Annotated in this window: 22 protein-coding genes; 11 read left to right on the plus strand and 11 right to left on the minus strand. The window is 63.8% G+C overall.

Translation table 11 applies throughout. The annotated features are described in order from the left end of the window. Positions 1-20 precede the first annotated feature (20 nt). Positions 21-338 carry a hypothetical protein gene (locus tag AB1286_RS24260; RefSeq protein WP_430365783.1) on the plus strand — a complete coding sequence of 106 codons (318 nt, stop codon included), beginning with the start codon at positions 21-23 and terminating at the stop codon, positions 336-338. A 75-nt stretch (positions 339-413) separates the two neighbouring features. Here AB1286_RS24260 and AB1286_RS24265 read toward each other — a convergent pair whose 3' ends face one another. From AB1286_RS24265 to AB1286_RS24285, 5 genes are all read right to left on the minus strand, one after another. Beyond that, entirely contained in the window at positions 414-815 is a 402-nt protein-coding gene (locus tag AB1286_RS24265) for a response regulator (RefSeq protein ID WP_430365784.1), read from the minus strand. A gap of 162 nt (positions 816-977) precedes the next feature. After that, the gene (locus AB1286_RS24270) at positions 978-1625 is read right to left on the minus strand and encodes a response regulator (protein WP_430365785.1); all 648 of its coding nucleotides are present in this window, start codon (positions 1623-1625) and stop codon (positions 978-980) included. Next, complete coding sequence (locus AB1286_RS24275; RefSeq protein WP_430365786.1) at positions 1622-3799, minus strand: sensor histidine kinase; 2178 nt, start codon at positions 3797-3799, stop codon at positions 1622-1624. Before AB1286_RS24275 ends, AB1286_RS24270 begins: the two co-directional genes overlap by 4 nt. 336 nt (positions 3800-4135) lie before the next feature. Further along, positions 4136-4963, minus strand: a complete 828-nt coding sequence (locus tag AB1286_RS24280) for a universal stress protein (protein ID WP_430365787.1) — start codon at positions 4961-4963, stop codon at positions 4136-4138. A gap of 30 nt (positions 4964-4993) precedes the next feature. Continuing rightward, the gene (locus tag AB1286_RS24285) at positions 4994-5833 is read right to left on the minus strand and encodes a universal stress protein (RefSeq protein ID WP_430365788.1); all 840 of its coding nucleotides are present in this window, start codon (positions 5831-5833) and stop codon (positions 4994-4996) included. A gap of 296 nt (positions 5834-6129) precedes the next feature. Here AB1286_RS24285 and AB1286_RS24290 point away from each other — a divergent pair, with 296 nt between their 5' ends. Further along, positions 6130-6780 carry a BON domain-containing protein gene (locus tag AB1286_RS24290; RefSeq protein WP_430365789.1) on the plus strand — a complete coding sequence of 217 codons (651 nt, stop codon included), beginning with the start codon at positions 6130-6132 and terminating at the stop codon, positions 6778-6780. 48 nt (positions 6781-6828) lie between these two features. Then, a complete protein-coding gene (locus tag AB1286_RS24295; RefSeq protein WP_430365790.1) occupies positions 6829-7065 on the plus strand; it encodes a UDP-glucose 4-epimerase in 237 nt (78 codons plus the stop codon). A gap of 67 nt (positions 7066-7132) precedes the next feature. Here AB1286_RS24295 and AB1286_RS24300 read toward each other — a convergent pair whose 3' ends face one another. After that, complete coding sequence (locus AB1286_RS24300) at positions 7133-8518, minus strand: MBL fold metallo-hydrolase RNA specificity domain-containing protein (protein WP_430365791.1); 1386 nt, start codon at positions 8516-8518, stop codon at positions 7133-7135. Positions 8519-8548: 30 nt separating this feature from the next. Then, the gene (locus tag AB1286_RS24305) at positions 8549-8749 is read right to left on the minus strand and encodes a hypothetical protein (protein ID WP_430365792.1); all 201 of its coding nucleotides are present in this window, start codon (positions 8747-8749) and stop codon (positions 8549-8551) included. A 384-nt stretch (positions 8750-9133) separates the two neighbouring features. Here AB1286_RS24305 and AB1286_RS24310 point away from each other — a divergent pair, with 384 nt between their 5' ends. The 3 genes from AB1286_RS24310 (at position 9134) to AB1286_RS24320 (ending at position 10803) form a co-directional block, all read left to right on the plus strand. Then, positions 9134-9784, plus strand: a complete 651-nt coding sequence (locus AB1286_RS24310) for a BON domain-containing protein (RefSeq protein ID WP_430365793.1) — start codon at positions 9134-9136, stop codon at positions 9782-9784. Between the two features lie 32 nt (positions 9785-9816). Beyond that, entirely contained in the window at positions 9817-10251 is a 435-nt protein-coding gene (locus tag AB1286_RS24315) for a carboxypeptidase regulatory-like domain-containing protein (RefSeq protein ID WP_430365794.1), read from the plus strand. An 84-nt stretch (positions 10252-10335) separates the two neighbouring features. After that, entirely contained in the window at positions 10336-10803 is a 468-nt protein-coding gene (locus AB1286_RS24320; RefSeq protein WP_430365795.1) for a universal stress protein, read from the plus strand. 18 nt (positions 10804-10821) lie between these two features. Here AB1286_RS24320 and AB1286_RS24325 read toward each other — a convergent pair whose 3' ends face one another. Beyond that, entirely contained in the window at positions 10822-11193 is a 372-nt protein-coding gene (locus AB1286_RS24325) for a hypothetical protein (protein WP_430365796.1), read from the minus strand. 163 nt (positions 11194-11356) lie between these two features. Here AB1286_RS24325 and ftsH point away from each other — a divergent pair, with 163 nt between their 5' ends. Then, positions 11357-13291, plus strand: a complete 1935-nt coding sequence (ftsH, locus tag AB1286_RS24330; RefSeq protein ID WP_430365797.1) for an ATP-dependent zinc metalloprotease FtsH — start codon at positions 11357-11359, stop codon at positions 13289-13291. Between the two features lie 118 nt (positions 13292-13409). Here the strand turns inward: ftsH and AB1286_RS24335 are convergent, their stop codons facing one another. Then, positions 13410-13775, minus strand: a complete 366-nt coding sequence (locus AB1286_RS24335; RefSeq protein WP_430365798.1) for a response regulator — start codon at positions 13773-13775, stop codon at positions 13410-13412. A 234-nt stretch (positions 13776-14009) separates the two neighbouring features. Between AB1286_RS24335 and AB1286_RS24340 the strand changes: the two genes are divergently transcribed. Continuing rightward, a complete protein-coding gene (locus AB1286_RS24340) occupies positions 14010-15509 on the plus strand; it encodes a PAS domain-containing sensor histidine kinase (protein WP_430367302.1) in 1500 nt (499 codons plus the stop codon). A 9-nt stretch (positions 15510-15518) separates the two neighbouring features. On the opposite strand, the gene AB1286_RS24345 is transcribed toward AB1286_RS24340, so the two are convergent. Further along, positions 15519-18410, minus strand: a complete 2892-nt coding sequence (locus tag AB1286_RS24345; protein ID WP_430365799.1) for an AMP-binding protein — start codon at positions 18408-18410, stop codon at positions 15519-15521. Between the two features lie 168 nt (positions 18411-18578). Here AB1286_RS24345 and AB1286_RS24350 point away from each other — a divergent pair, with 168 nt between their 5' ends. After that, positions 18579-19049, plus strand: a complete 471-nt coding sequence (locus tag AB1286_RS24350) for a CBS domain-containing protein (RefSeq protein ID WP_430365800.1) — start codon at positions 18579-18581, stop codon at positions 19047-19049. A gap of 43 nt (positions 19050-19092) precedes the next feature. Here AB1286_RS24350 and AB1286_RS24355 read toward each other — a convergent pair whose 3' ends face one another. Next, entirely contained in the window at positions 19093-19947 is an 855-nt protein-coding gene (locus AB1286_RS24355; RefSeq protein WP_430365801.1) for a MipA/OmpV family protein, read from the minus strand. Between the two features lie 198 nt (positions 19948-20145). Between AB1286_RS24355 and AB1286_RS24360 the strand changes: the two genes are divergently transcribed. Together AB1286_RS24360 and AB1286_RS24365 are read left to right on the plus strand one after the other, a co-directional pair. Then, entirely contained in the window at positions 20146-20643 is a 498-nt protein-coding gene (locus tag AB1286_RS24360) for a response regulator (RefSeq protein WP_430367303.1), read from the plus strand. A 150-nt stretch (positions 20644-20793) separates the two neighbouring features. Next, positions 20794-21339: a BON domain-containing protein gene (locus AB1286_RS24365; RefSeq protein ID WP_430365802.1), complete on the plus strand. Its 546-nt coding sequence runs from the start codon at positions 20794-20796 to the stop codon at positions 21337-21339. Positions 21340-21405 lie beyond the last annotated feature (66 nt).

The following is a 21405-nucleotide window of genomic DNA, read 5'->3' on the forward strand; positions in this document are numbered from 1 at the left end:
ATCGGTGTGGGAGAGGGCAAATGGGAATCGGCATGCAAATCGTGTATCTCGGGTTTCCCGGCGAAGCACGAATCGAGGCCGAGGCAGGCGTTCAGCTACTGCGGCTCATGCGTTTCGCCTCGCGCGTCGGTGCCTGCCACCTGGCGATCGAAGCCCTGCACGGCCCGAACGGCCGCTATTACGATGCACGGCTCGACATCATCACGCCCGATAAACAACTGATTGCACTACCGCATTGCTCCGACAACGAGCCCGAAGCCGCTGTGCGCGCCGCTTTCGATTATGCCGAGCGTGAACTCACGCATCGAGGCACGGATTTTTCCCGGATCAACAAATGAGGTCTGCGCAATCACGGCGATCGCTTCGCCCGCTGCGCATATAAAAAGGGCCGCGTATCGCGGCCCGCTGCGTGCTCACGCGCCCGCGTTTTTTTCTCGCGCCAAGCGCGCGATCGTCTCCATCGCGAGATCGAATTCGGTCGTTTTGTCGAAAAAATAATCGGCACCTGCTACAACGCTCGCCTCGCGAAACACGGGGGACGCATAGTTCGTCAGTACGATCGTCACGATCGGATCGGTACGGTCGCGCAACGCATGGAGCAAGTCCATGCCGTTGCTGTCGATCAAGCGCAAATCCAGGATCACGGCTTCGGCGTCGGTGTCGTCGATGCCGCGTAGCGCCGTCTCGACGTCCTCGGCTTCGCCGACGATGTGCGCGGCGCCGTCGGGCCCGATATGCATAGTCAATCGGTCCCGTACGAGTGTCGACTCGTCGACGACGAAAACTCTTAGCGGTGATCGGTTGTTCGATTCCATGCGAACAGTATCGTCAGCGCTTTATGAAATAAAAATCGGTTCGGTAGGAATTGGTTGTAGGCGACCGCGAACGCGTTTGTAGGTCGTGGCCTACAAGCGAGGCCGCCGCCCCGCGCGGCGGCCTTTCGCTGCGCTTTGCAGGCGCCGAGGCGTTACCTTTGGTTACAAGTCTTCGCTGTCCTCGAACAACTTGTGCTGAATCGCATAGCGCACTAAGGCCGCTTCGTGAGGCATCTGCATTTTTTCGAGAATGCGCGTTTTATAGGTACTGACCGTTTTCGCGCTTACGCACAACTGATTCGCGATTTCACTGATCGTTTGACCCGATGCGATACGGCGGAATACGTCGAATTCGCGGTCGGAGAGCCGCTGGTGCGGCAGCATGTCGGTCGGCTCGTTTAGGCTTTGCGCCAGCCGTTCCGCCATCGACAGGCTGACGTATACGCCGCCGGCCGAGATTTTCGTCAACGCCGAAACGAGTTCTTTACTGGCGCTTTCTTTCGTGAGGTAGCCCGATGCGCCCGCCTTGAACGCGCGCACCGCATATTGCTGCTCCGCGTGCATCGTCAGCACCAAGACGCGCAGCGCGGGCAATTCCTCCTTGATCTGTTTGACGAGTTCGATGCCGTTGCGCCCGGGCATCGAGAGGTCGAGCACCAAAACGTCCGCGGGCGTGTTGCGCACGAGGGAGATGGTGGTGGGCCCGTCGTACGCTTCCCCGACGACCTCGAAACCGCTCGTGCCTTCGAGAATGTGACGCAGGCCATCACGCACAAGCGTGTGGTCGTCGGCCAGTAGTACTTTGGTCATGGCAGAGCCTCTTCCTGTTGTATTGCGGCGAGCGGGATCCGAACCTTCAACGTAAACCCTCTTTTCACCGCGGTATCGATCGAAACCGATCCGCCCAGGACGTGCACGCGTTCGCGAATGCCGAGCAGGCCGAAGGATTTTCCCCGGGGGCCCTCGTCGCCGGCCGTGCTCGGCGCACCGCAGCCGTTATCGGCGATCGACACGACGCAATGGTCGTCCTCGACGACGAGCGCGAGGCTCACGCGCGTCGCCTCGGCATGCTTAGCCACGTTGGTCAGCGCTTCCTGCACGATCCGAAAAAGCGTAGTGGCTCCGTTTCGCGAGAATTGCGCGCCGCCCGCTTCGATGCGGCGCTCGATCTCGATACCGTAGCGAGTCGTGAAATCGGTCAGCAGCCAGTCGATGGCCGGCATGAGGCCGAGATCGTCGAGCATGACCGGCCGCAGATCCGCGGCGATCCGGCGCACGGAGCCTACCGTCGAATCGATGAGGCGGCGCATCCCGCTCAATTGCGCGAGCACGGGGGGCGGGGCGCTCGGCACCTCCGCCAGCGATTGCTCCACGGCGGAAAGATCCATCTTCAACGCCGTCAGTTGCTGACCGAGATCGTCGTGCAGCTCGCGTGCAATGCGTGTCTTTTCGTCTTCGCGAACGTTTTGCAGATTGGTCGAGAGGGCGCGCAGCTCCTGGCGCGAGGCTTTTAGCGCGTCCTCGGCGCGTACGCGTTCGGTGACGTCGCGCAGCATCACCGTATACAGCTTGCCTTGCGCCTCGTGGATCTGCGCGATGGAGGCTTCGATCGGAAACTCCTCGCCATCGGCACGCAGGCCGACGAGAACCGGTTGTTGCCTTCCCATCTTGCGTTCGGTCACACCCGTTTCGCCGAATCGTTCGACGTGTTTGCGATGGGCTACCCGGAACCTTTCCGGTATGAACCGCTCGATCGGAGTGCCGATCGCCTCCATGGCCGAGCAGCGGAATACCTGCTCGGCGGCCGGATTGAACATGACGATGCGCTGATTTTCATCCATCGTAATGATGGCCTCGCTCGAGGAACGAATGATCGCCATCAAGCGGGCTTCGTCCTGGGATGCGCGCAATCGCACCGACCCCGTTTCTGCAAGCGTCATGCCCCGCTTGCGGACGAACACGAAGACCGCGGCGCCCGCGACGAGCGCCGCCGCGAAGCCGACCGCGACGATGGCGCTTCCGCTGAAATCGGCCGACTCGACCAGCGCGGGATCGTTCGTTGCAAACGTAATCGATAGCGCTTCGCCGCCGAAGCGCAGCGTATCCGTGCGCTGAAACCGTAGGCGACCTTCGTCCTGGGGGCCGCCCGACATGCCGGGCGGATAGAGCAGTATTGCCGGTTGGCCGCCCGATACGCGCAGCCCCATGCGCGGCTCGTGCGCGGCAACGCTGGCGAAGAGGTATTCGGTGTCGAGCCGGGCGATCGTAAACCCGATGAGCGAGGCTCGTCGAGCCGAGACGAGCGCAGGCGGCGGCGAGGTGCGATAAACCGGGAGGAACAGGTCGACCCGCGCGCGGGCCTGGCTATCGTTCGACTCGTTTTCCACCGTGGCTTCGCGCGGCAGTTGCCGGATCGACATGGCCACCTGTCCGCTGTTGGCGGCGCGCATCAGCGCGGCGCGCGTGACGTCGCTGACGCCGAGATCGGCACCTTCGAACGCATCGCCGCGCGGCGGCCACATCAGCACCGTACGTGCGAGCGCGCCGCTTGTCGCACCGGCCGTCGATTCGGCACTTGCGCCGATCGCGGTGGCCTGCGCGTAGCCGAGCGAGCGCACGCACGGCGGTGCGTCGTCCAAGTCCAAGCGCGAGACGTATCGATCCCAGGCGTCGGCCGAAGGGGTGCCGTCGCCGGCCGCTTGCGCCTGCGCGACGACAAAGCCGCTCGCCCCGCGCAGCAGTTGCGTGCAAAGCAGCAATTCGCGCCGGATATCGGAATCGATGTGCGTGGCGCGCACGTTGAAAGTCGACTCCGCGACATTGAGCAAATGATCGCGGACGATGAACGCCGCCACGATGGATGAGACGAAAACGATGATGGCCGTGACCGCCGCCGCGAGCAGCGGGCCGCGCAGGTGTGCGCCAGCCTTGCCTTGGTTGCCGGCCGGCTTGGGCGGAGGGGACGAGGTTCCAGCTACGGGCATGCGCATCCTGCGGGTCATCGCGTTCCCGCACGGGGCGGGGCCAGGAAACTAGTCTGCGATCGCCGAAAGCATCATTGCGCAGACGTACGACAAATTCTCCTCGATTCGTGCTCGGATGCCAATGGCGCGGGTATTCACGTACGTCGGCGCCCCTCGGCGGTTCGCGGGCCCGATTGTTTTAACAGAATAGGTCAGAGAAAAAAAAGGCGCCCGCACGAAGGCGGGCGCAATGATCGCGCAGATAGTCGATTCGCGAGCGAGCCATCGGACCGCTCGCGAAAGGTCTGATCTGCGCGTTCCCGGACTGGACCGAGGTCGACACAAATCGATCGGCGGCTAATGCGACATGAAGACGGGCACGGTCATCGTTTCGAAGAGCGTGTGCGTGACGCCGCCCAATACGCGCTCGCGTGCTCGGGCATGGCCGTAGGCGCCCATGACGAGCAGGTCCGCATGGCGGTCGCTAATTTGGTTCAGCAAGGTGGCACCCGTCCCCATTCCGGACTGGCGCGGGACGCAAACGAAGCTCGCGCGAACGCCATGGCGCTCGAGGTAGCCGGCCACGTCGATCTCGTCGGGCGTCGAATCCTCGGGCCGCTTGCTGACCGATACCACGGTAACGAACCGTGCCCGCTTCAAGAGCGGCACGGCATCGGCCAGCGCGCGTGCGGCTTCGCGTCCGCCGTCCCACGCAACGAGCGCGCTTTCGCCGAACGTGGCGATACGTCCTGCGTGCGGCAAAACGACGGCGGGGCGTCCGGCGCTCATGATCACGTCCTCGACGAAATAGCGCGCGATGTGAGTGGCGGGATTTTCTGGGTCTTCCTGCCCGAGAACGAGCAAATCGGCATGGCGGGCGTGCAGCACGGCCGTTTCGACCGACGGCCCGTTCGGGGCGCGCCATTCGAACGGGCAGCCGGTTCGCTGCGCGATCGCAGTGAACCGCGCTTGCGCGTCGCTCATTCGCTGCGCATGGCGCGCTTCGTTCGCGCCCAGATCGAGGCTTTCCTCGCCCGTCATGAGCGGACGCAATACATCCTGGCAGACGACGTAAAGACCGATCAGATGCGCGCCGTATTTGAGCGCGAGGTCGCAGGCGAACGCGGTGCGCGCTTCGCTGCGCGCGCTATCGTCGATATGAACGAGCAGTGTCTTGTAGCTCATGGCGGTTTCCTATTCCTATTTCTTTCTCGGTCAATGCGACATCAGCACCGGCATCGTCATCGATTTCAGGACCGTGCGCGAGGCGCCGCCCAGCACGAGCTCGCGCCAGCGAGCATGGCCGTAGCAGCCCATCACGAGCAAGTCCGCGCCTAAATCGGCCGCGTGCGAGAGCAACGTATCGCCCACCTCGGCGGCGGTCACGGTAGGCAACTCGTCCACGGCGACTTCGGCCGCGTGCCTGGCAATGACGGCGGCGATGTCGGCGCCCGGCAGCCGGCTCTCTGGCGGCTCGCCGCCTTGAGCGCCGAGCGTCACGATCGTCGTTTGCTTCGCGGTCCTAACGATCGGAAGCGAATCGGCGACGGCTCGGGCGGCTTCCCGGCTCTGATCCCAGGCGAGCACGACGTGCGTGCCGAACGTGGCGAACGTGCCGGTATAGGGCACGATAAGCACGGGACGGCCGGCATCGAGAATCAGGTGCTCGAGAAACTGATTGGCGACGAGCGAGTCGGGATCGTTCGGATCGAATTGGCCCGCGATGACGAGATCGGCGAAGCGCGCCGCAGCGGGTACGACTTCGTTGGCATAGGCGGTCGTGACGCGCCAATCGGTAGGCACGCCTGTGCGGGCCGCCTCGGCTTTGAAAAACCGTTCGAGCAATTCGCGCCGTTCGTGATTGGTGCGTGCATGTTCGGCCAGAAAGTCGGCGGACCCCGCCATGACATAGAACGAGCTGATTTCCGGCTGGGTCAGCGTGAGAATCGCGCTCAAGCGAGCATCGAATCGCTGTGCCAGGCGAAATGCGAATTCGAGCCGCCGCTCAGCTGCCTGGCTCGTATCGACGTGGACGAGAAGACTTTTGTAGCTCATTGCGCTCGCTCCGAAGAAAGCCGCGACGCCCTGTGCATTCGCGCACGGTGTCATCACGAGTGACTATGAGTGTAGGCACGGCGATCGATAGGGGCTTGACGCAAGTCAACCGATCGGCGGGGGCGTAGGCGGGCCGCCGGCGGCGATCGGGGCGGAACCGCGCAGTCGATCGCCTCGATTGTTGACCCAGGTCAGTAGCGAGCGCGGCCGGCGCGGCACTATGGAATTCGCGGGATCGCATAGAGCACCGAGGCATTCATACGGCATTCACTAACCCGATACGCAAGGAGCGCGAGATGAAAACGGACAGGCAATTGAAGCAGGAAGTCGAAGAGGAACTCGATTACGATCCCGCGGTGAATGCGGCCGACATCGGCGTCGAGGTCAAGGAGCGCGTGGTGACCCTGCTCGGGCATCCTTCGAGCTACGCCGAAAAACTGGCCGCGGAAAAGGCCGCGCAGCGCGTGTCCGGCGTCAAAGCCGTCGTCGTGGAGATGGCGGTGCGGCTGCCCAGCACCGATGTGCGAACAGATGAAGATACGGCGAGCGCTGTGCGCGCGATGTTGCGCTGGACGGTCGGCCTATCGGAAGAAGCGGTGAAGGTGCAAGTCGAAAAAGGTTGGGTCACGCTGAGCGGCGAGGTGCCGAACGCCCATCTGAGTCACCTCGCGACGCGCACGGTGAGTCATATGCGCGGCGTGACGGGCGTATCTAATTTGATATCGGTCGCGGGCGGCAAAGCCGCGCACGATATCGGCGAAAAGATCGAGCGAGCCTTGCAGCGCCATGCCGAGCGTGAGGCAAAACACATCCAAATCGACGTGCGCGACGGGACCGTCACGCTCAAGGGCAAGGTCGGCTCGTATGCCGAACGGTCGGCGGCGCGCGGTGCGGCTTGGTCCGCGCCGGGCGTGCATGCGGTGATCGACGATTTGGACATCGGTTGAGCACCGGCGGCAACGATTGATACCACCCCCCATCGAGGAGCCGACGCGATGGCACTTTCCGGTTCAGTCGAGGGCCCCGGCTGGCGCGTGTCCGCACGTACTTCGCCCGTGCCCGAGGGCTTTGCCTGCACCGTATGCGTCGCGCATGGCGGCGCGTGCGGTGAGTTCGAACATGAGTTCAACTATGCCGGACGGCAGACGGTCGAACGCGACGCGCTGCTGGCGGCGCTGCGCGAAGGCATGGTGTGGATCGACCATAAGATGGCGAACGGCTTCGAACTTTAATCTTTAAAGATCCCGACGCGAATCGGCTTGCGGCGACGAGCCGATCGCGTCGTTTCGGGCCGTATCTTCAGGCCGTATCGGATCGCGGTTCGTCCTCGCCCAGTTCGACCGTTTCGAGGTAAGTCGGCACTTCACAGCGCCAATGCAGTTGCTCGGCGATGCGCCGGCGTAGCGCATCGGCTGCCGCCGGCTCGCCGTGCGTGACGAACGTGCGCGTGGGCGCTTTCGTCATCTTGCCGAGCCATTCGAGCGTTTCGGCGTAGTCCGCATGGGCCGAGAGCGACGAAATCGACTCGACGGCGGCGCGTATCGGCACGTATTCGCCGTGCAGTTTGATCGTGGGCGAATGCGCGGCCAGCGCGGCGCCTCGCGTCCCCGCCGCTTGATAGCCGACGAGCGCGATCGTATTGCGCGAATCGGGCGCGAACGCCTTCAAGTGGTGGAGGACGCGCCCACCGGTGGCCATGCCGCTACCGGCGATGACGACCATCGGCCCGCGACGGCCCGAGACCTCCTTCGACTGGTCGACCGTCCGCACCATCACGGCCGCTCTGCCGATCGCATCGGCCTCGGAGATCGTCAAGCGATGCTCGCTCAAGTGACGCCGGTACAGTTCGGTCACGCTCACCGCCATCGGACTATCGAGGAACACCGGCACGTTCGCCATGCGGCCCGTCGCCTTCAGGATCGAGATGTAACGCAGGATCGACTGCGCCCGGCCGACGGCGAAGCTCGGTATGACGACCACGCCGCCGTGTTTGAACGTGCGCATGAACAGCGCTTCGAGTTCGTCGAGCGGATCGGCGGTCTCGTGCAAGCGGTCGCCGTAGGTCGATTCGACGACCAGGTAGTCGGCCGAGGCCAGCGGCGCGGGCGGGCGCATGATCGGATCGTTCGGCCGCCCGATGTCGCCGGAAAACGCGATGACCTTGCCGCACATATGAAAGACGATGCTCGCGGCGCCGAGGATATGTCCCGCGGGAAGCAATCGGAATCCGGCCTGCTCGCCGAGCATTATCGGCGCGTCGAACGGCTGCGGCACGATCAGATCGAGCGCGCGTTCGGCGTCTTCGAGTGTGTAGAGCGGCAGGGCGGGTCGGTGCTTGGAAAAGCCGTGGCGATTCGCGTACTCGGCCTCTTCCTCTTGGAGCTTGGCCGCATCGCGCAGCAAGATGCCGCATAGGTCGCGTGTGCCGGGGGTCGCGTAGATCGGGCCTTTGTAACCCATCCGCACGAGCACGGGCAGGTAGCCGCTATGGTCGATATGCGCGTGGGTGAGAACGACCGCATCGAGCGTGGTCGGGTCCAGCGGCGGCGGCGCCCAGTTGCGTAGCCGCAAGTTCTTGGTGCCTTGGAATAGGCCGCAATCGATCAAGATCCGAAGGCCGGCGCCTTCGAGCAAGTATTTGGAGCCGGTGACCGTCTCGGTTGCGCCGAGAAACGTGAGTCGCATAGCGGGGTGGGCTCCTTACATAAGATTCGATTAGATGGGGACGTCGGCGACGAGCGTTTCACGCAGTGCGTCGACGAATCGCATGAACGACGCCAGCGAACCGGCGACGCTTTGATACTTCTCCCGGCCGATTTGACCGTCGAGCGTGACGAGCAACCCCGCGCCGCGAGCGAGCTCGAGGATGTCGTCGGCGGCGTTCGTCATCGTTTGCTTCGTGATTTGGGTCGACATGGCGGCTCTCCGTATGGCGTTTCGTTGCGAGCCGGGCGGTGGTCGGTAGGGGGCCGGCTGCACGGATGCGGTATCCGATGTCTTCAGTATTGGTCGCGCCGCAAGCGTTGCAAATCAGGCCCAGCCGAAGTTCTCGTAGGTAGGAGGGTGTCGCTGTCGGCATTTGCCTACAAAGGGGCGGCATATTGGCTCTCTCGGGAGACGTGCGGCAGATGTGTGCATCTTCTCCCCGCCTCGGCGCGATTGAGTTGATCGGCATCAAGGCGGCCGCGCGGCGCTGAGCGATGCTATCGACGTGGCCAAATGCGAGCCGTCGTCCGCCTGAGACGCTCGGCTCGCGACGTTTGGCCAAGGCAATCCCACCCATGATGACGGAGCGTGTCGATGAAGTCCGATGATCAATTGCGGCAAGACATAGTCGAGGAGTTGCAATGGGATCCCGCCGTCGACGAGCGTTGCATCTCGGTCGGCGTTCAAGATCGCGTGGCGAGCGTCACCGGAACCGTGCCGAGCTATGCGCATAAGCTGGCCGTCGAAAAAGCCGTGCAGCGGGTAGAAGGCGTGCGGGCATTTACGATCGCGCTTCACATTTCGCCGCCGGTCGGTCAAACCCACGCCGACGAGGCCATCGCAGCCTCGGCTAAGGCCGTGCTCGACGCTACCGACGGTCTGCCCCCCGGTGCGATCGGCGTGAAGGCCGATCACGGCTGCCTCACGCTGACAGGCTCGCTCGAATGGGGCCATCAGCGCCGCGCGGCGGAAATCGCGGTGGGGCGCCTGCGCGGCGTCGTGGGGGTCGTCAATCGGATCGAAGTCCGCGCCGAGGCCGATGCGGCCGAGATCGGCGCGAAGATCGCCGGAGCGCTCAAGCGCCGGGCGCATGCCGACGCCGAGCGTATGCGAATCGAGGTGCATGAAGGCGTCGTCACGCTATCCGGTGCCGTCCATTCGCTCGCCGAGAAGCGCGCAGCCGAAGGCGTCGCGTGGGCCACGCGAGGCGTTCGGGACGTGGTCGACCGTTTGACGGTCGAGTAAAGGTTTCTATTGCACAAGGGAGAGTCCACACTATGTCGAGGCGATATCTGACGCGGGCGGCAGGCCTATGCCTGGCGGGCGCGATGTTTTGTGCCGCGAGCGCGTTCGCGCAAACCGATGCGACGCCGGGCGAGCCGACCGTGCTCAAGCAAAACGGCATCGTCTATGTGAGCGGCGGCATCGGCGAGGACGAGGTCGCCGCAATGAAAAAGATGGCGGCGCAATACAGCTTGCGCGTCCTGGTGGCCGGGCAAGGCGGCGAGTATTTGTCGGATGTCGACGTGACGATCGCCTCGGCAGCCGGCAAGCCGGTGTTCTCCGCGCGCACCGATGGGCCGATCTTGCTCGTGCGCTTGCCGGCCGGACGTTACCGCGTGAGCGCGGCGAGCGGGCAGGCGAGCGCGGCGCACGCGGTTGTCGTGCCCGCGCATGGAACGGCGCAACTCGATTTGCACCTGAAGCAATGACTTGAAGCACCCATGAAGCCGTAACGCGCCGCTGCCCGGAACGCGACGGTTAGCGAACCCAAACCGACGATAAGGAGAAACACCATGTATCGCAACATCATGCTCGCCGTCGACGGCAGCGCATCGTCCAAACGCGCCATCGAGGAAGCCTTGCGTATTGCGGCGCTTGCGCACGCGACGGTTCATGCGGTTTATGTCGTCGACAAGTCGGCGCTGTTCAACTACGGCGGATACTACGACCCGCAAGCGTTGCTCGACGCGCTGCGCGGCGACGGCCGGTCCGCGCTCGGCCAGGTGCATTCCGCGCTGGCGGCGGGCGGGGTCCAAGGCGACGAAGAGATTATCGAAACCGAAAGCATGGCCGACGACGTGGCCACCTGCCTGCAACGCCATGCCGAGCGAATCGGAGCCGATCTCGTCGTCATGGGTACGCACGGCCGGCGCGGCGTGCCGAGGCTCGTGCTCGGCAGCGTATCGGAGCGATTCCTGCGGTTTTCGACGTGCCCGGTAATGCTCGTGCGCGGCGAACCGGAGACCGAGCAGCCGGCCTAACGGCGACCGGCTGTCGCCTCAATTCAACGACGTGGCTGCGCTTCGAAACGCGATTTGCAGCCCGTAGTCGAATCCCAGTACGACGAGCGAGCACAGCAGACCCATCGCGAGATTCGTTACGCGGTGCTCGAGGTCGGGGTGGCGGCCGAACCAGGCGATGGCGAGAAAAACCGCCTCGGCCACGATTTGGACGGCGAATATCCCGAGCATGAGCAGATATTCGTAGCCCATCGAGTTGAAATTGGAGAAATCCATGCCGTGCATGGCGATCCAATAACCGACGCGATAAACCTCGTATACGACGAACAGCAGCGGGAAAACGTAGCTGGCGACATAGGTGGGCTTCGTCGCGTGCCGCAACTCGGGGTGAAAGTGATGGATATGCTGCATCGCGACCTCCTTCGGTGACGATCTCACTCTAGGTTAGTGCCGTTTCCGCCCTTTTGATATGTATCAATTCGCTTGGTGCGGTGCCGCGTACAGTGGGATTTAGGTTTACCCCACTCGCTTCTCACCTTTTAGCGCGAGCCGACGCGCCTCGTTCCTAGCCGCCATGGACCGCAAAAACGATCTGATCAGCACGATGCTTACGGTCAGCTTGCTCGTGCTGATCGCATTTCAATTGCTGACGTTGCGCGCGCCGGCGCAGCCCGTGGACTACAGCGACTTCCAGCGTTTGGTTGCGGCGCGCCAGGTCGACGACCTCGAAATCACGCCGACGCAAATCACCGGCACCGTGCGTATGCCGCAAGCCGAAGCATTGCTCGGGGCGTCGGCGGTCAAGGGGCTCGAGGCTCAAGGCTCGCCGTGGCGCTTTACGACTACGCGGGTAGCCGACGATCGTTTGACCGATCAGCTTGCTCAAGCGGGTATTCGCTATCGAGGCGCGAGCGACAGTACGTGGCTCGGCACCGTGTTGTCTTGGGTTGTGCCCGTGATGGCGTTCTTTTTCGTCTGGAGCTTGCTGATGCGGCGCGGGGGCGGCGGCGCGATGCAGGACTTTATGGGCGTCGGTAAGAGCAAAGCGCGCGTCTATATGCAAAAGGAGACGGGCGTCACGTTCGGCGATATCGCGGGCATCGACGAAGCGAAAGCCGAGTTGCAGCAGATCGTCGAGTTCCTGCGTAACGCGGAGCGCTACCGCCGGCTCGGCGGAAAAATTCCCAAGGGGGTGCTCATCGTCGGCGCGCCGGGGACGGGCAAGACGTTGCTCGCCAAGGCCGTGGCCGGCGAGGCGTCGGTGCCGTTTTTTTCCATTAGCGGGTCGGCGTTCGTCGAGATGTTCGTGGGGGTGGGCGCGGCGCGCGTGCGCGATCTGTTCGAACAGGCCCAGCAAAAGGCGCCTTGTATCGTCTTCATCGACGAGCTCGATGCGCTCGGCAAGGTCCGCGGCGCCGGCGTCAGTTCCGGCAACGACGAGCGCGAGCAAACATTGAATCAACTGCTCGTGGAAATGGACGGGTTTCAGCCGAACTCGGGCGTCATCATCATGGCGGCGACGAACCGCCCGGAAATTCTCGATCCTGCGCTGCTTCGGCCCGGCCGCTTCGATCGCCACATCGCGATCGATCGCCCCGACTTGGTCGGCCGGCGGCAGATCCTCGCCGTCCACGTCAAGCAGGTAAAGCTCGCGGCCGACGTCGATTTGGCCGAATTGGCATCGCGCACGCCCGGCTTCGTGGGCGCCGATTTGGCGAACGTCGTCAACGAAGCGGCGTTGCATGCGGCCGAGCTCGAGAAGGCGGCCGTCGAGATGTCCGACTTCGACGAGGCGATCGATCGCGCGATGGCCGGCATGGAGCGCAAGAGCCGCGTCATGAATGCCCAAGAAAAGGTCATCATCGCCCATCACGAAGCCGGCCATGCGTTGGTCGCGCAAAGCCGGGCCCACTGCGATCCCGTGAAGAAGGTATCGATCATTCCGCGTGGCGTGGCCGCGCTCGGCTATACCCAGCAAGTGCCGACCGAAGACCGCTATGTGCTGCGCAAGAGCGAGTTGCTCGACCGGCTCGATGCGCTGCTCGGCGGCCGGGTCGCCGAAGAAATCATATTCGGCGACGTCTCCACGGGCGCGGAGAACGATCTAGATCGCGCTACCGCGATGGCGCGCCATATGGTCGAGCGCTATGGAATGAGCGAGCGTTTGGGTTTGACCACGCTGGGCTCGACGACGTATCCGGTCCCCGGCGACGGTACGCGCTATAGCGAGAGCACGGCGCAGCTCGTGGACGAGGAGGTCAGGCGGCTGTTGCGCGAAGCGCACGAGCGCGTCGAGCGCACGCTACGAGAGCGGCGAGCACCGCTCGAACGTATCGCGCGGCGACTGCTCGAATGCGAAGTGCTGGATCACGATACGCTCATGCAGTTGATCGACGGCGAGTTGCCCAGCGCGTGTCCGCCGCCCGCCCTGCCTTGCCCGTCGGATCAGCGTGTCGATACCGACCTCGACGCAACGAACGAAAACACCCCCGATACCGCGCCGCATTGATAGGCGAAGGCAAATCGATAGCGAGGCGAAAGCAATACGACAGATCTCGCGCTTCGGACGTTCGCACGTCGCGCGGTGCCGGCGCTCAGTAAGGACTCCTTAGCGACGCGGTAGCCGCTCAGTAGCGCGTCAGCTCGACCAGGGCGGCCCTCAATTGCACGAACTCGCTCGCTTTGTCGAGAAAGAGCTTGGCGCCGAGTTCGAGGCAGACCTTGCGCATCTGCGCATAGGCCGAATTGCTGAGCACGATCACGGCGATCGCCGGTCGATGCTCTCGGACCCATTTCAAAATCGTGAGGCCGCTCGTCCCCGCTTTCAATTGCAAGTCGATGATGACCACGGCGGGCTCGTTCTGCTCGATGGCGGCGACGGCCAGCGACGGCTCGTCGGCTTCGGCCACGATATGGGCGCCGGGAACGGTCCGAACGAGTTCGCACAGACGTTCACGGATCGGCGCATAGTCCTCTACAAGTAGTACCTTCATGGCAACAACCTAATCTTCCGGTTCATGCCTTTGAGTGTCCGGGAATCCGTAGGTCGTGAAAATCAGCCACGGACGTGATTCGTGTCCGTCTTTCTAAAGGCCTGTCGGACAAGCCTTACACGGCTATCCGGGCAAACGTTTGCATGTCAGATGGCAGCAATCGCCACTGAGCGCTAGACTGACGTATCGTTTGACGTTTCCTCATAGCGGGGGCGGTCCGTGACTAGTGAGTCGATACCATCGAATGGCCATCGCGATGTTCCCTCGCTCGCCCGGGTTTCCCCGGAGGACCGTTATCGCGTGATGGTCGATGCCATCAAGGACTACGCGATCTTTTTACTCGACGTGAAGGGGCGCATCGCGACCTGGAACGGCGGTGCCGAGCGCATCAAGGGCTACAGGGCCGAGGAAATCATCGGGCGTCACTTCTCGGTGTTTTACCCGGAGGAGGTGGCGGCGCGCGGGTATCCCGCCGAGGAATTGCGCCGCGCCGCCGAGCTGGGGCGCTGGGAAGACGAAGGGTGGCGCGTGCGCAAGGACGGCTCGCGGTTTTGGGCCAACGTCGTTATCACCGCGCTGCGCGATAAAGCAGGGGAATTGATCGGGTTCGCTAAAATCACGCGCGATCTGACCGAGCGCCGGCGCAACGAGGAGCAATTGCGCCAAAGCGAGGAGCGCATGCGGCGTCTCATGGACGCAGTTGAAGATGCGATCTTCATGCTAAATCCGCAGGGCCAAGTTACGAGTTGGAACGGCGGCGCCACGCGAGTGCTCGGCTTTCACGCGACCGAAATCATCGGGCGGCATTTCTCGCGCTTTTATCCGATCGAAAGTCTTTCGGCGCGCGAACCCGAGCGCGAATTGGCCGATGCCGCTGCTTATGGCCGGATCGAAAGGGAAGGATGGCGCCTACGCAAAGACGGCTCGCGGTTTTGCGCAAACGTTGTCGTGACGGCCGTGTACGGTTTATCGGGCGAATTGATGGGATTCGCTAAAGTCGTGCGCGATATCACCGAACGCAACCAATTGCGCCAACTTCAATATGCGAGCGAATTAGCGGCGCGTATTGAATCCACGCGTGAAGAAGAAAAGAAACGAATTGCGCGCGAATTGCACGACGATCTCGGACAGCAACTCACCGCGTTGAAAATGGATTTGACCGCATTGCTGTCCGACGAAGCGCCGCGCGACGACGGGGCGAACGATGGACTGCGCGTGCGCGTCCAAGCAATGCGCGAAGCCGTCGATCATGCTATCGGCTCGGTTCGGCGGCTTGCGGCCGGCTTGCGGCCGGCGGTCCTCGACGATCTCGGTTTGCTGCCGGCGCTCGAGTGGCTCGTCGACGACTTTCGCCAGCGCTCTCGCTTGAGCATCGAGATCGTCACCAACGCCGAGGATATCGTTTTCAACGATGCCGCATCGACCGCCATCTTCCGTATCGTGCAAGAGGCCCTGACGAATGTCGTCCGGCACGCGCATCGCGCAACGATGGTCGAGATCGAATTGATTTGCAGCGCGACCATGTGCGATGTCGTGATCCTGGACAACGGTTCGGGCCTCGAAACCGCCGTCGCCCCGCAGGAGGGACGTCCAAGTCCGTCGGGTCTGGCCGGGATCCGCGATCGCGTGCGAAGGCTGGGGGGGACGGTGGTGATCGGTAGCGTCGCGGGGGGCGGCTTCGCGATTCGATTGTCGGTGCCGCGCGATGCGGTCGAGGTGCCCGGCTTGCGTTGACGTCCGCGGCTACCGATTCGCTGCGTTCCTTTGCGTCAACTCGGGCTCGCCGCAACGATCGAGAATGGCGTCATGGACCTGTGCGCGCAGTTGCGCCATCGCGCGGAAATCGGTCCCGGCAGGCGCGACGGCAGGCAAGATCGCAACCCGTACCTCGCCCGCACGGGCAAACCAATCGCCGTCGCGCAATGCCGAGCGCGCGCCGCTAAGCGCGATGGGCACGACCGATCGTCCGGCCAAGCAGGCCGCGCGAAAGGCGCCGAAGCGGAACGGGCGCAGTCCGGCCGCGCGCACGAACGTACCCTCGGGAAAGAACAACAGCGTTTCGTCGGCGGCGGCTCGTTCGACGAGACGAGCCTCGTCGTCGAGGCTCGTCCGGTAATCCTCGCGTTCGACGAAACGCACGCCCAAGGCACGCAGCAGTCGGCCGACGAACGGACGAGAGGCGAGCTCGCGCTTGGCGACGAAATGCACGGGGCGCGGCAACGCCGCGAGCAACACGACGCTGTCGATATAGCTCGAGTGATTCGCCGCGACGATGACGCCTGTGTCCGGTAGCGGTCCGGGATCGATCATGACGCGGATACCCGCCGCCCGCAGAACGATGCGCGCCGCGGCGGCGGCGACTCGCCAGTTGCGCTCCCAATCGGCGCGCCAACCGATGCGTAGCCAGACGATGGGCGCAAGTGCGGCGACGACCGCCCAGCACCAGAGCCCGCGGGCGACGTCGCGGCCGCGTTCGACGCCTCGGCGAACGAACGGGCCGATGCTGCCCGCGAGTGTCTTTGCCGCTTGCCGCCAGGCTTGCTCCTCGGCGGCCAAGGCACGGCCCGAGCGCTCGCCTTGTGCGTAGCGTTCCAGTAATACCGCATGCCGGATTTTCCCGCTCGGCGTCTTCGGAATCGTATGCGGCGCGACGAGTACGATGCGCTCGGGCGGTGCGCCGAAACAGCGAATGGCCGCCGCATTGACTTCGGCCATCAGCCGCGACCGCGCGGGTTGGCCGGTTTCGTCCGTTTCGACGAATACGATCAAGCGTTGCGTGCCGCTGACCGGATCGGTTTCGCCGCAAGCGGCCACACCGCCCGGCGTGACGCCGGAGACTCTACCTACCGCATCTTCGAGTTCGTAAGGGAAGAAGTGCCGGCCGCCGCGGATGATCAGATCCTTCATGCGGCCCGTCACATAGAGCTCGCCGCCGGCCAAATAGCCGAGGTCGCCGCTGTCGAGCCAATCGCCGTCGAAAAGTTGCCTCGTGCGCTCCGTATTGCGGTAGTAGCCTTTCGTTGCGGCCGGCCCGCGAAACTCGATTCGACCGATGCAGCGCTCGGGCAGAACCGCGCCGTGCTCGTCGACGATACGAACCTCGGCATTCGACAACGCAAACCCGCAGCCGACGATCTCGAGCGCGTCGTCGCCGTTGAGCGCGCGGACCGCGCGGCCCGATTGGGCGAACGGATCGCGTGCGATGCGCTCGGTCGCAAGACCGCGCAACGGCGGCGGGAAGGTCAGGGCCAGCGTGTTTTCGGCCAAACCGTAGACGGGCGCCAAAGCGCGGGCGTCGAAACGCGCAGCCCGCATGCGCTCGGCAAACGCACGCAATGTCGGCGCACTGACGGGTTCCGCGCCGCAAAACGAGAAGCGCAGCGAAGAAAGATCGAGCGCGGCCGATTCGGCTTGGCTCAAATGCGCGGCACATCGCGCGTAGGCGAAGTTCGGCGCGGCCGTCAGCGTGCCGCGGTAGCGCGTGATGAGCCGCAGCCAAATCGCGGGGCGCGCGAGGAACGCGAGCGGCGACGTCACGACGAGCGCGATGCCGAAGTAGAGCGGCGCGAGCCACGCGCCGATGAGACCCATGTCGTGGTAGAGCGGAAGCCAACTGACGAGGACGTCGTCGGCGCGTACGTCGATTCGCTCGCCCATCGCGCGAATGTTCGCGAGCAGGTTGCCGTGCGTGAGGATGACGCCCTTGGGCTCGCCCGTGCTGCCCGACGTGTATTGCAGCAAGGCGATATCCCCGGCATGCCGAGCGACGATCGTGTCGAGTTCGCGCTCCTCGATGCGCTCGGGCGTGAGCACGTGACGAATCGTGGCCACGCGTGCCTTGAGCAGGTGGCCGACGGTTTCGGCGCGGTCGAACGTCACGAGCATCTTGGCTTGCGCGTTGTCGAGCAGCGCCGCATGACGCGCGATGTGTTCCGCGAGTTGGTTCGCCTGAGCCGGCGGATAGATCGGCACGGCGATCGCGCCGCAAAGCAAGATCGCGGTGAACGTGACGAAATAGTCGAGGCTTGTCGGCAGCATCAATGCCACGGTATCGCCCGGATCGATCCCGAGCGCCCGAAGGCCTCCCGCCTTGCGCATCGCGCGTTCGCGCAGCGTCCGGTAATCGAGTCGAGCGTGCGTTTCGCCGTCGGGTTCGACCAGGATGACGTGCGTACGATCGGGATGCCGATCGGCATGCCAATGCAGCGCCTCGATCAGGGTGACCGCCTGGGCTGGGCTATCGAGGGCATCGACGCGCGAGTCCGCGCGGTTTTCGTCGGCCGATCGAAGCGCGATTTCCTCTCCGTCATGCCGCGAGCTTCCGTCCGTTGCGGTGCGCGATGGACTTTGTTCGCTCAGCGCCTCGAGCAGATCGCGCACGCTCAGCGCTTTCGCCAGCGTGTCGACGGGCAGGCGGACGCCGAATGCCGCTTCGAGTCGTATGAACAATTCGGCGCGCGCGAGGCTGTCGAAGCCGAGATCGCGATCGAGTTGGGCGTCCAACGTCGGCGCCGGGGCCGATTGATCGTTGCCGCGGATCTCGTCGTCGAGCGACCGCACAAGGGTGAGCAGCTTGGTCTGCATGCTCGCGCGCTGGGCTTCTCGCGTGTCGGAAGCGAACGGTTCGTCTTTCATATCCGTCCTGAGAGAGGCGCGAGAGCGGAGGGCGCTCGCCTTCGACTATTCGACCGGAGCGAGGATGGCGCGCGTTGACTTGAATCAAGCACGCGTGTCGCGGGTCGGCGCACTCTTTAAGCATGGGCCGACGCCTTTTAAAGATCGGCGCCGTTAAGGAGAACGTCGATGAAAGTCGAGGAATTTCGAAGTCCTCATACCGTTCATATTCCGATGACCCGCACGGTGAGAGATGCTGCCAAGCAGATGCGCGAGCAGCACGTGGGCGCGCTGATCGTGACCGAGGACGGCCCGCCGTTGGGGCGCGTCGTCGGCATCGTCACCGATCGCGACATCGCCATCAAAGCCGTCGTGCAAGCCGCCGAGCCGGACGATTTGCTCGTCGCCGATATCATGCAAACCCATGTATTGTCGATCGAGGCCAGCGCCGATATCGCCGATGCCTTGCAAATGATGGCGAGTCACGGCGTGCGGCGCCTTGCCGTGACAGAGCGCGACGGAACGCTCGTCGGCGTTCTCTCGCTCGACGACGTGCTCGATGCGATGGCGCGCGACTGGGCATTGCTCGCGACCGTCGTTCGCGCGGAACGCCACCGCGAACTCACGGGCAGTGTGCAATCGGTGCTGCCGGCGGCCTGACGAGAAGACGCGCCGGCCCACGCCGGCGCGGGCGGCTACGCCGTCAGAATTGATAGTTCACGGATACGTCGAATACTCCCGACGCGCGCGTTTGCGTGATGGGACTGTGCGCCGCCGAACCGACGAGTTGCTGGAACGCACCGTCGGCACTGACGATCCAGTTCTTGCGGATCGTCAACGACGCGGAGACGCCGAAGCCCACCGAGCGAATGCCGGCGGAGGCATCGTATTGCCGGTAGCCCGAACGCGCCGACTGCCCCGCATTCACGCCGAACCAGCTATTCATATAGCGCGAATCGGCGATCGTCATCGTCGGGCCGGCGAACCAGGCGAACGTCTCCGAGCTGCCCGGCATCGGCATATAGGCGCCGAGATCGCCTATCCAACCGTTGTCGCCGCCGAAATTGCGGCGCAAATCGGCACGCAACACGAGCGGAAACGATTTCGACACGGCATATTCGCCAAGCAACCGCAAACTGGGCGCGGGGTTGATGTTGCCCATCCCGTGCAAGTGCTCCAGGTCGTCCGCTTCGCGCCGGCCGAGGTCGTAAGCGGCCCCGATCCCGATGCGCCAGTTCGGCCCCGTGAGGACGTTCATGCCGATACCTTCCCCGGTCGATAGGAAGAAGCGGTCTTTGTAACGAATATCGATGCTGGGCCCAGCCAACATGTGGTAGCGGCTAGAGCCGTCGTAACGCGGCTGAAAACTCGCGGACGGCCCCAAGCGAATTCGCCAGGTGGGGAGCTGAGGCTCGAACATCTGCTCGAGCAGGATGCCCGACGAGTATTGCCATTCCGTCAGCGGCGAAGGGGTCTGCGCCTGAGCCGGCGCAGGAGCCAGTACCGCGAAAAGCACGCCGGCGAAGGCGAGGCGAGGTGCCGCATATGAAGTCGACATAGGTCCTTTTTCCTTATTCGATATTGCTATCGATGCCGGCACCGTGCGGGCACCGAGACCGTTAGTGGACGTCTAGCAAATCGTGCCAGACCTCAGAGCAAAGTGCATGCCCTTTTTTTGTCGCGGGACCGGTTTGCGGGAGCGCAATTTGCATCGATTCGCATTTGCGTCGAGACCAACCGGGGGAGAAAGCCAGTGATCGAGCGCGACCATGCCCAACCGAGCGACGATGTCGTGCTCTGGCGCACGATTCGGCCGGCAATGGCCAATCATCGCCGGGTGCTCGTCGTGGACGATTACCGCGATGCGGCCGAAGCGTTGCAACTTTTGCTCGACGCGGACGGCTTCGAATGCCGCGCGACGAGCGATCCGCACGAGGCCTGCGCCATCGCCCGCGACTGGCAACCGTTCGCCGTCCTCTTGGATATCGCGATGCCCGGCCTCGACGGACTCGAACTCGCACGCAGACTGCGCGCCGATGCGTCGACGACGCATATGCTATTGATCGCGTGCACCGGGTATGCGTCGTCGCAGGATCGCGACCGTGCACGTGCTGCCGGCTTCGACGCGCATTGCGCGAAGCCGTTGACGCCGCAATTGATTCTGCGCGTGCTCGAGTTCGCGAGCGAAGGCTCGCATCGCGTCGCCGACGATATGGGCGATTCTTACGACGGCGCCTCCTACGCCGGGCTGTGAAGGCCCGGCTTCCCTTCATTCCCTAAACGCCTTGCTATGTGCCGGCGGCCGGCGTGCTTTGGCTGTGCGCACTACGGTCTTGGGTGCTTGCCAGTGCAAATAGGGCGTGATTCAATCGCGACGGTCATTGCGATGACAGGGAGGGGGAGTGTGAGGCATTCGTTGCGTGCATGCGTCGTCGCTGTCGTTACCGGGGTGTCCGCTCTTTCGGCGTGGGCGGAAACGCCGCGTACGAATCACGGCAACGACCCGTTTTTCGAAGTTTCCACGGCGATCGCGAATTGTCCCGTACCGCTCGGTCCGTTGCAGACGGAGCAGGAATGGTTGGCCGATTCGCATTACCGGATCGAGCGCGGCAATAGCTGTTGGTGGGAAGGGCGTTGCCGATTGCCGAACGGCTATCTCTACGACAAGGAAGTCGAGGAGGCGGTCAAGCGCCGTCTTTCGTTTATCGAGCCTGCGACGCACTGGCGCGAGCACACGACGCTTTGGCTCATGCTGCAACGCAGGTTCATCTATGTACAAGGCTGCGTGGCGCCCGAGTTCGATAAGGCAGCCTTTCTCGCGGAGCTCCGCAAAACGGCCGACGTAGAGCGCGTCATCGACGAAACCACCGCCGATCCCGCTAGCGATGCGCTGCCGTATCGCACGCTGGCCGCCCCTGACAAGTCCGCTTATCCGCACGACGGCGGCTGACGGCGCATCGCGCGTTAGCCGTTGTTCGACTCGGCGACCCGCGTCCGCTTATAGCGCTTCATGAGG

This window comes from Trinickia sp. NRRL B-1857, from assembly GCF_050470685.1.
GTDB lineage: Bacteria > Pseudomonadota > Gammaproteobacteria > Burkholderiales > Burkholderiaceae > Trinickia.

Coding starts and splice junctions, on each gene's coding strand:
- AB1286_RS24335 (WP_430365798.1), bottom strand. CDS start 13,775: ATGAAGGTACTACTTGTAGAGGACTATGCGCCGATCCGTGAACGTCTG.
- AB1286_RS24310 (WP_430365793.1), top strand. CDS start 9,134: ATGAAGTCCGATGATCAATTGCGGCAAGACATAGTCGAGGAGTTGCAA.
- AB1286_RS24260 (WP_430365783.1), top strand. CDS start 21: ATGGGAATCGGCATGCAAATCGTGTATCTCGGGTTTCCCGGCGAAGCA.
- AB1286_RS24275 (WP_430365786.1), bottom strand. CDS start 3,799: ATGCCCGTAGCTGGAACCTCGTCCCCTCCGCCCAAGCCGGCCGGCAAC.
- AB1286_RS24280 (WP_430365787.1), bottom strand. CDS start 4,963: ATGAGCTACAAGACACTGCTCGTTCATATCGACGATAGCGCGCGCAGC.
- AB1286_RS24285 (WP_430365788.1), bottom strand. CDS start 5,833: ATGAGCTACAAAAGTCTTCTCGTCCACGTCGATACGAGCCAGGCAGCT.
- AB1286_RS24320 (WP_430365795.1), top strand. CDS start 10,336: ATGTATCGCAACATCATGCTCGCCGTCGACGGCAGCGCATCGTCCAAA.
- ftsH (WP_430365797.1), top strand. CDS start 11,357: ATGGACCGCAAAAACGATCTGATCAGCACGATGCTTACGGTCAGCTTG.
- AB1286_RS24355 (WP_430365801.1), bottom strand. CDS start 19,947: ATGTCGACTTCATATGCGGCACCTCGCCTCGCCTTCGCCGGCGTGCTT.
- AB1286_RS24350 (WP_430365800.1), top strand. CDS start 18,579: ATGAAAGTCGAGGAATTTCGAAGTCCTCATACCGTTCATATTCCGATG.
- AB1286_RS24295 (WP_430365790.1), top strand. CDS start 6,829: ATGGCACTTTCCGGTTCAGTCGAGGGCCCCGGCTGGCGCGTGTCCGCA.
- AB1286_RS24305 (WP_430365792.1), bottom strand. CDS start 8,749: ATGTCGACCCAAATCACGAAGCAAACGATGACGAACGCCGCCGACGAC.
- AB1286_RS24265 (WP_430365784.1), bottom strand. CDS start 815: ATGGAATCGAACAACCGATCACCGCTAAGAGTTTTCGTCGTCGACGAG.
- AB1286_RS24315 (WP_430365794.1), top strand. CDS start 9,817: ATGTCGAGGCGATATCTGACGCGGGCGGCAGGCCTATGCCTGGCGGGC.
- AB1286_RS24345 (WP_430365799.1), bottom strand. CDS start 18,410: ATGAAAGACGAACCGTTCGCTTCCGACACGCGAGAAGCCCAGCGCGCG.
- AB1286_RS24290 (WP_430365789.1), top strand. CDS start 6,130: ATGAAAACGGACAGGCAATTGAAGCAGGAAGTCGAAGAGGAACTCGAT.
- AB1286_RS24325 (WP_430365796.1), bottom strand. CDS start 11,193: ATGCAGCATATCCATCACTTTCACCCCGAGTTGCGGCACGCGACGAAG.
- AB1286_RS24270 (WP_430365785.1), bottom strand. CDS start 1,625: ATGACCAAAGTACTACTGGCCGACGACCACACGCTTGTGCGTGATGGC.
- AB1286_RS24300 (WP_430365791.1), bottom strand. CDS start 8,518: ATGCGACTCACGTTTCTCGGCGCAACCGAGACGGTCACCGGCTCCAAA.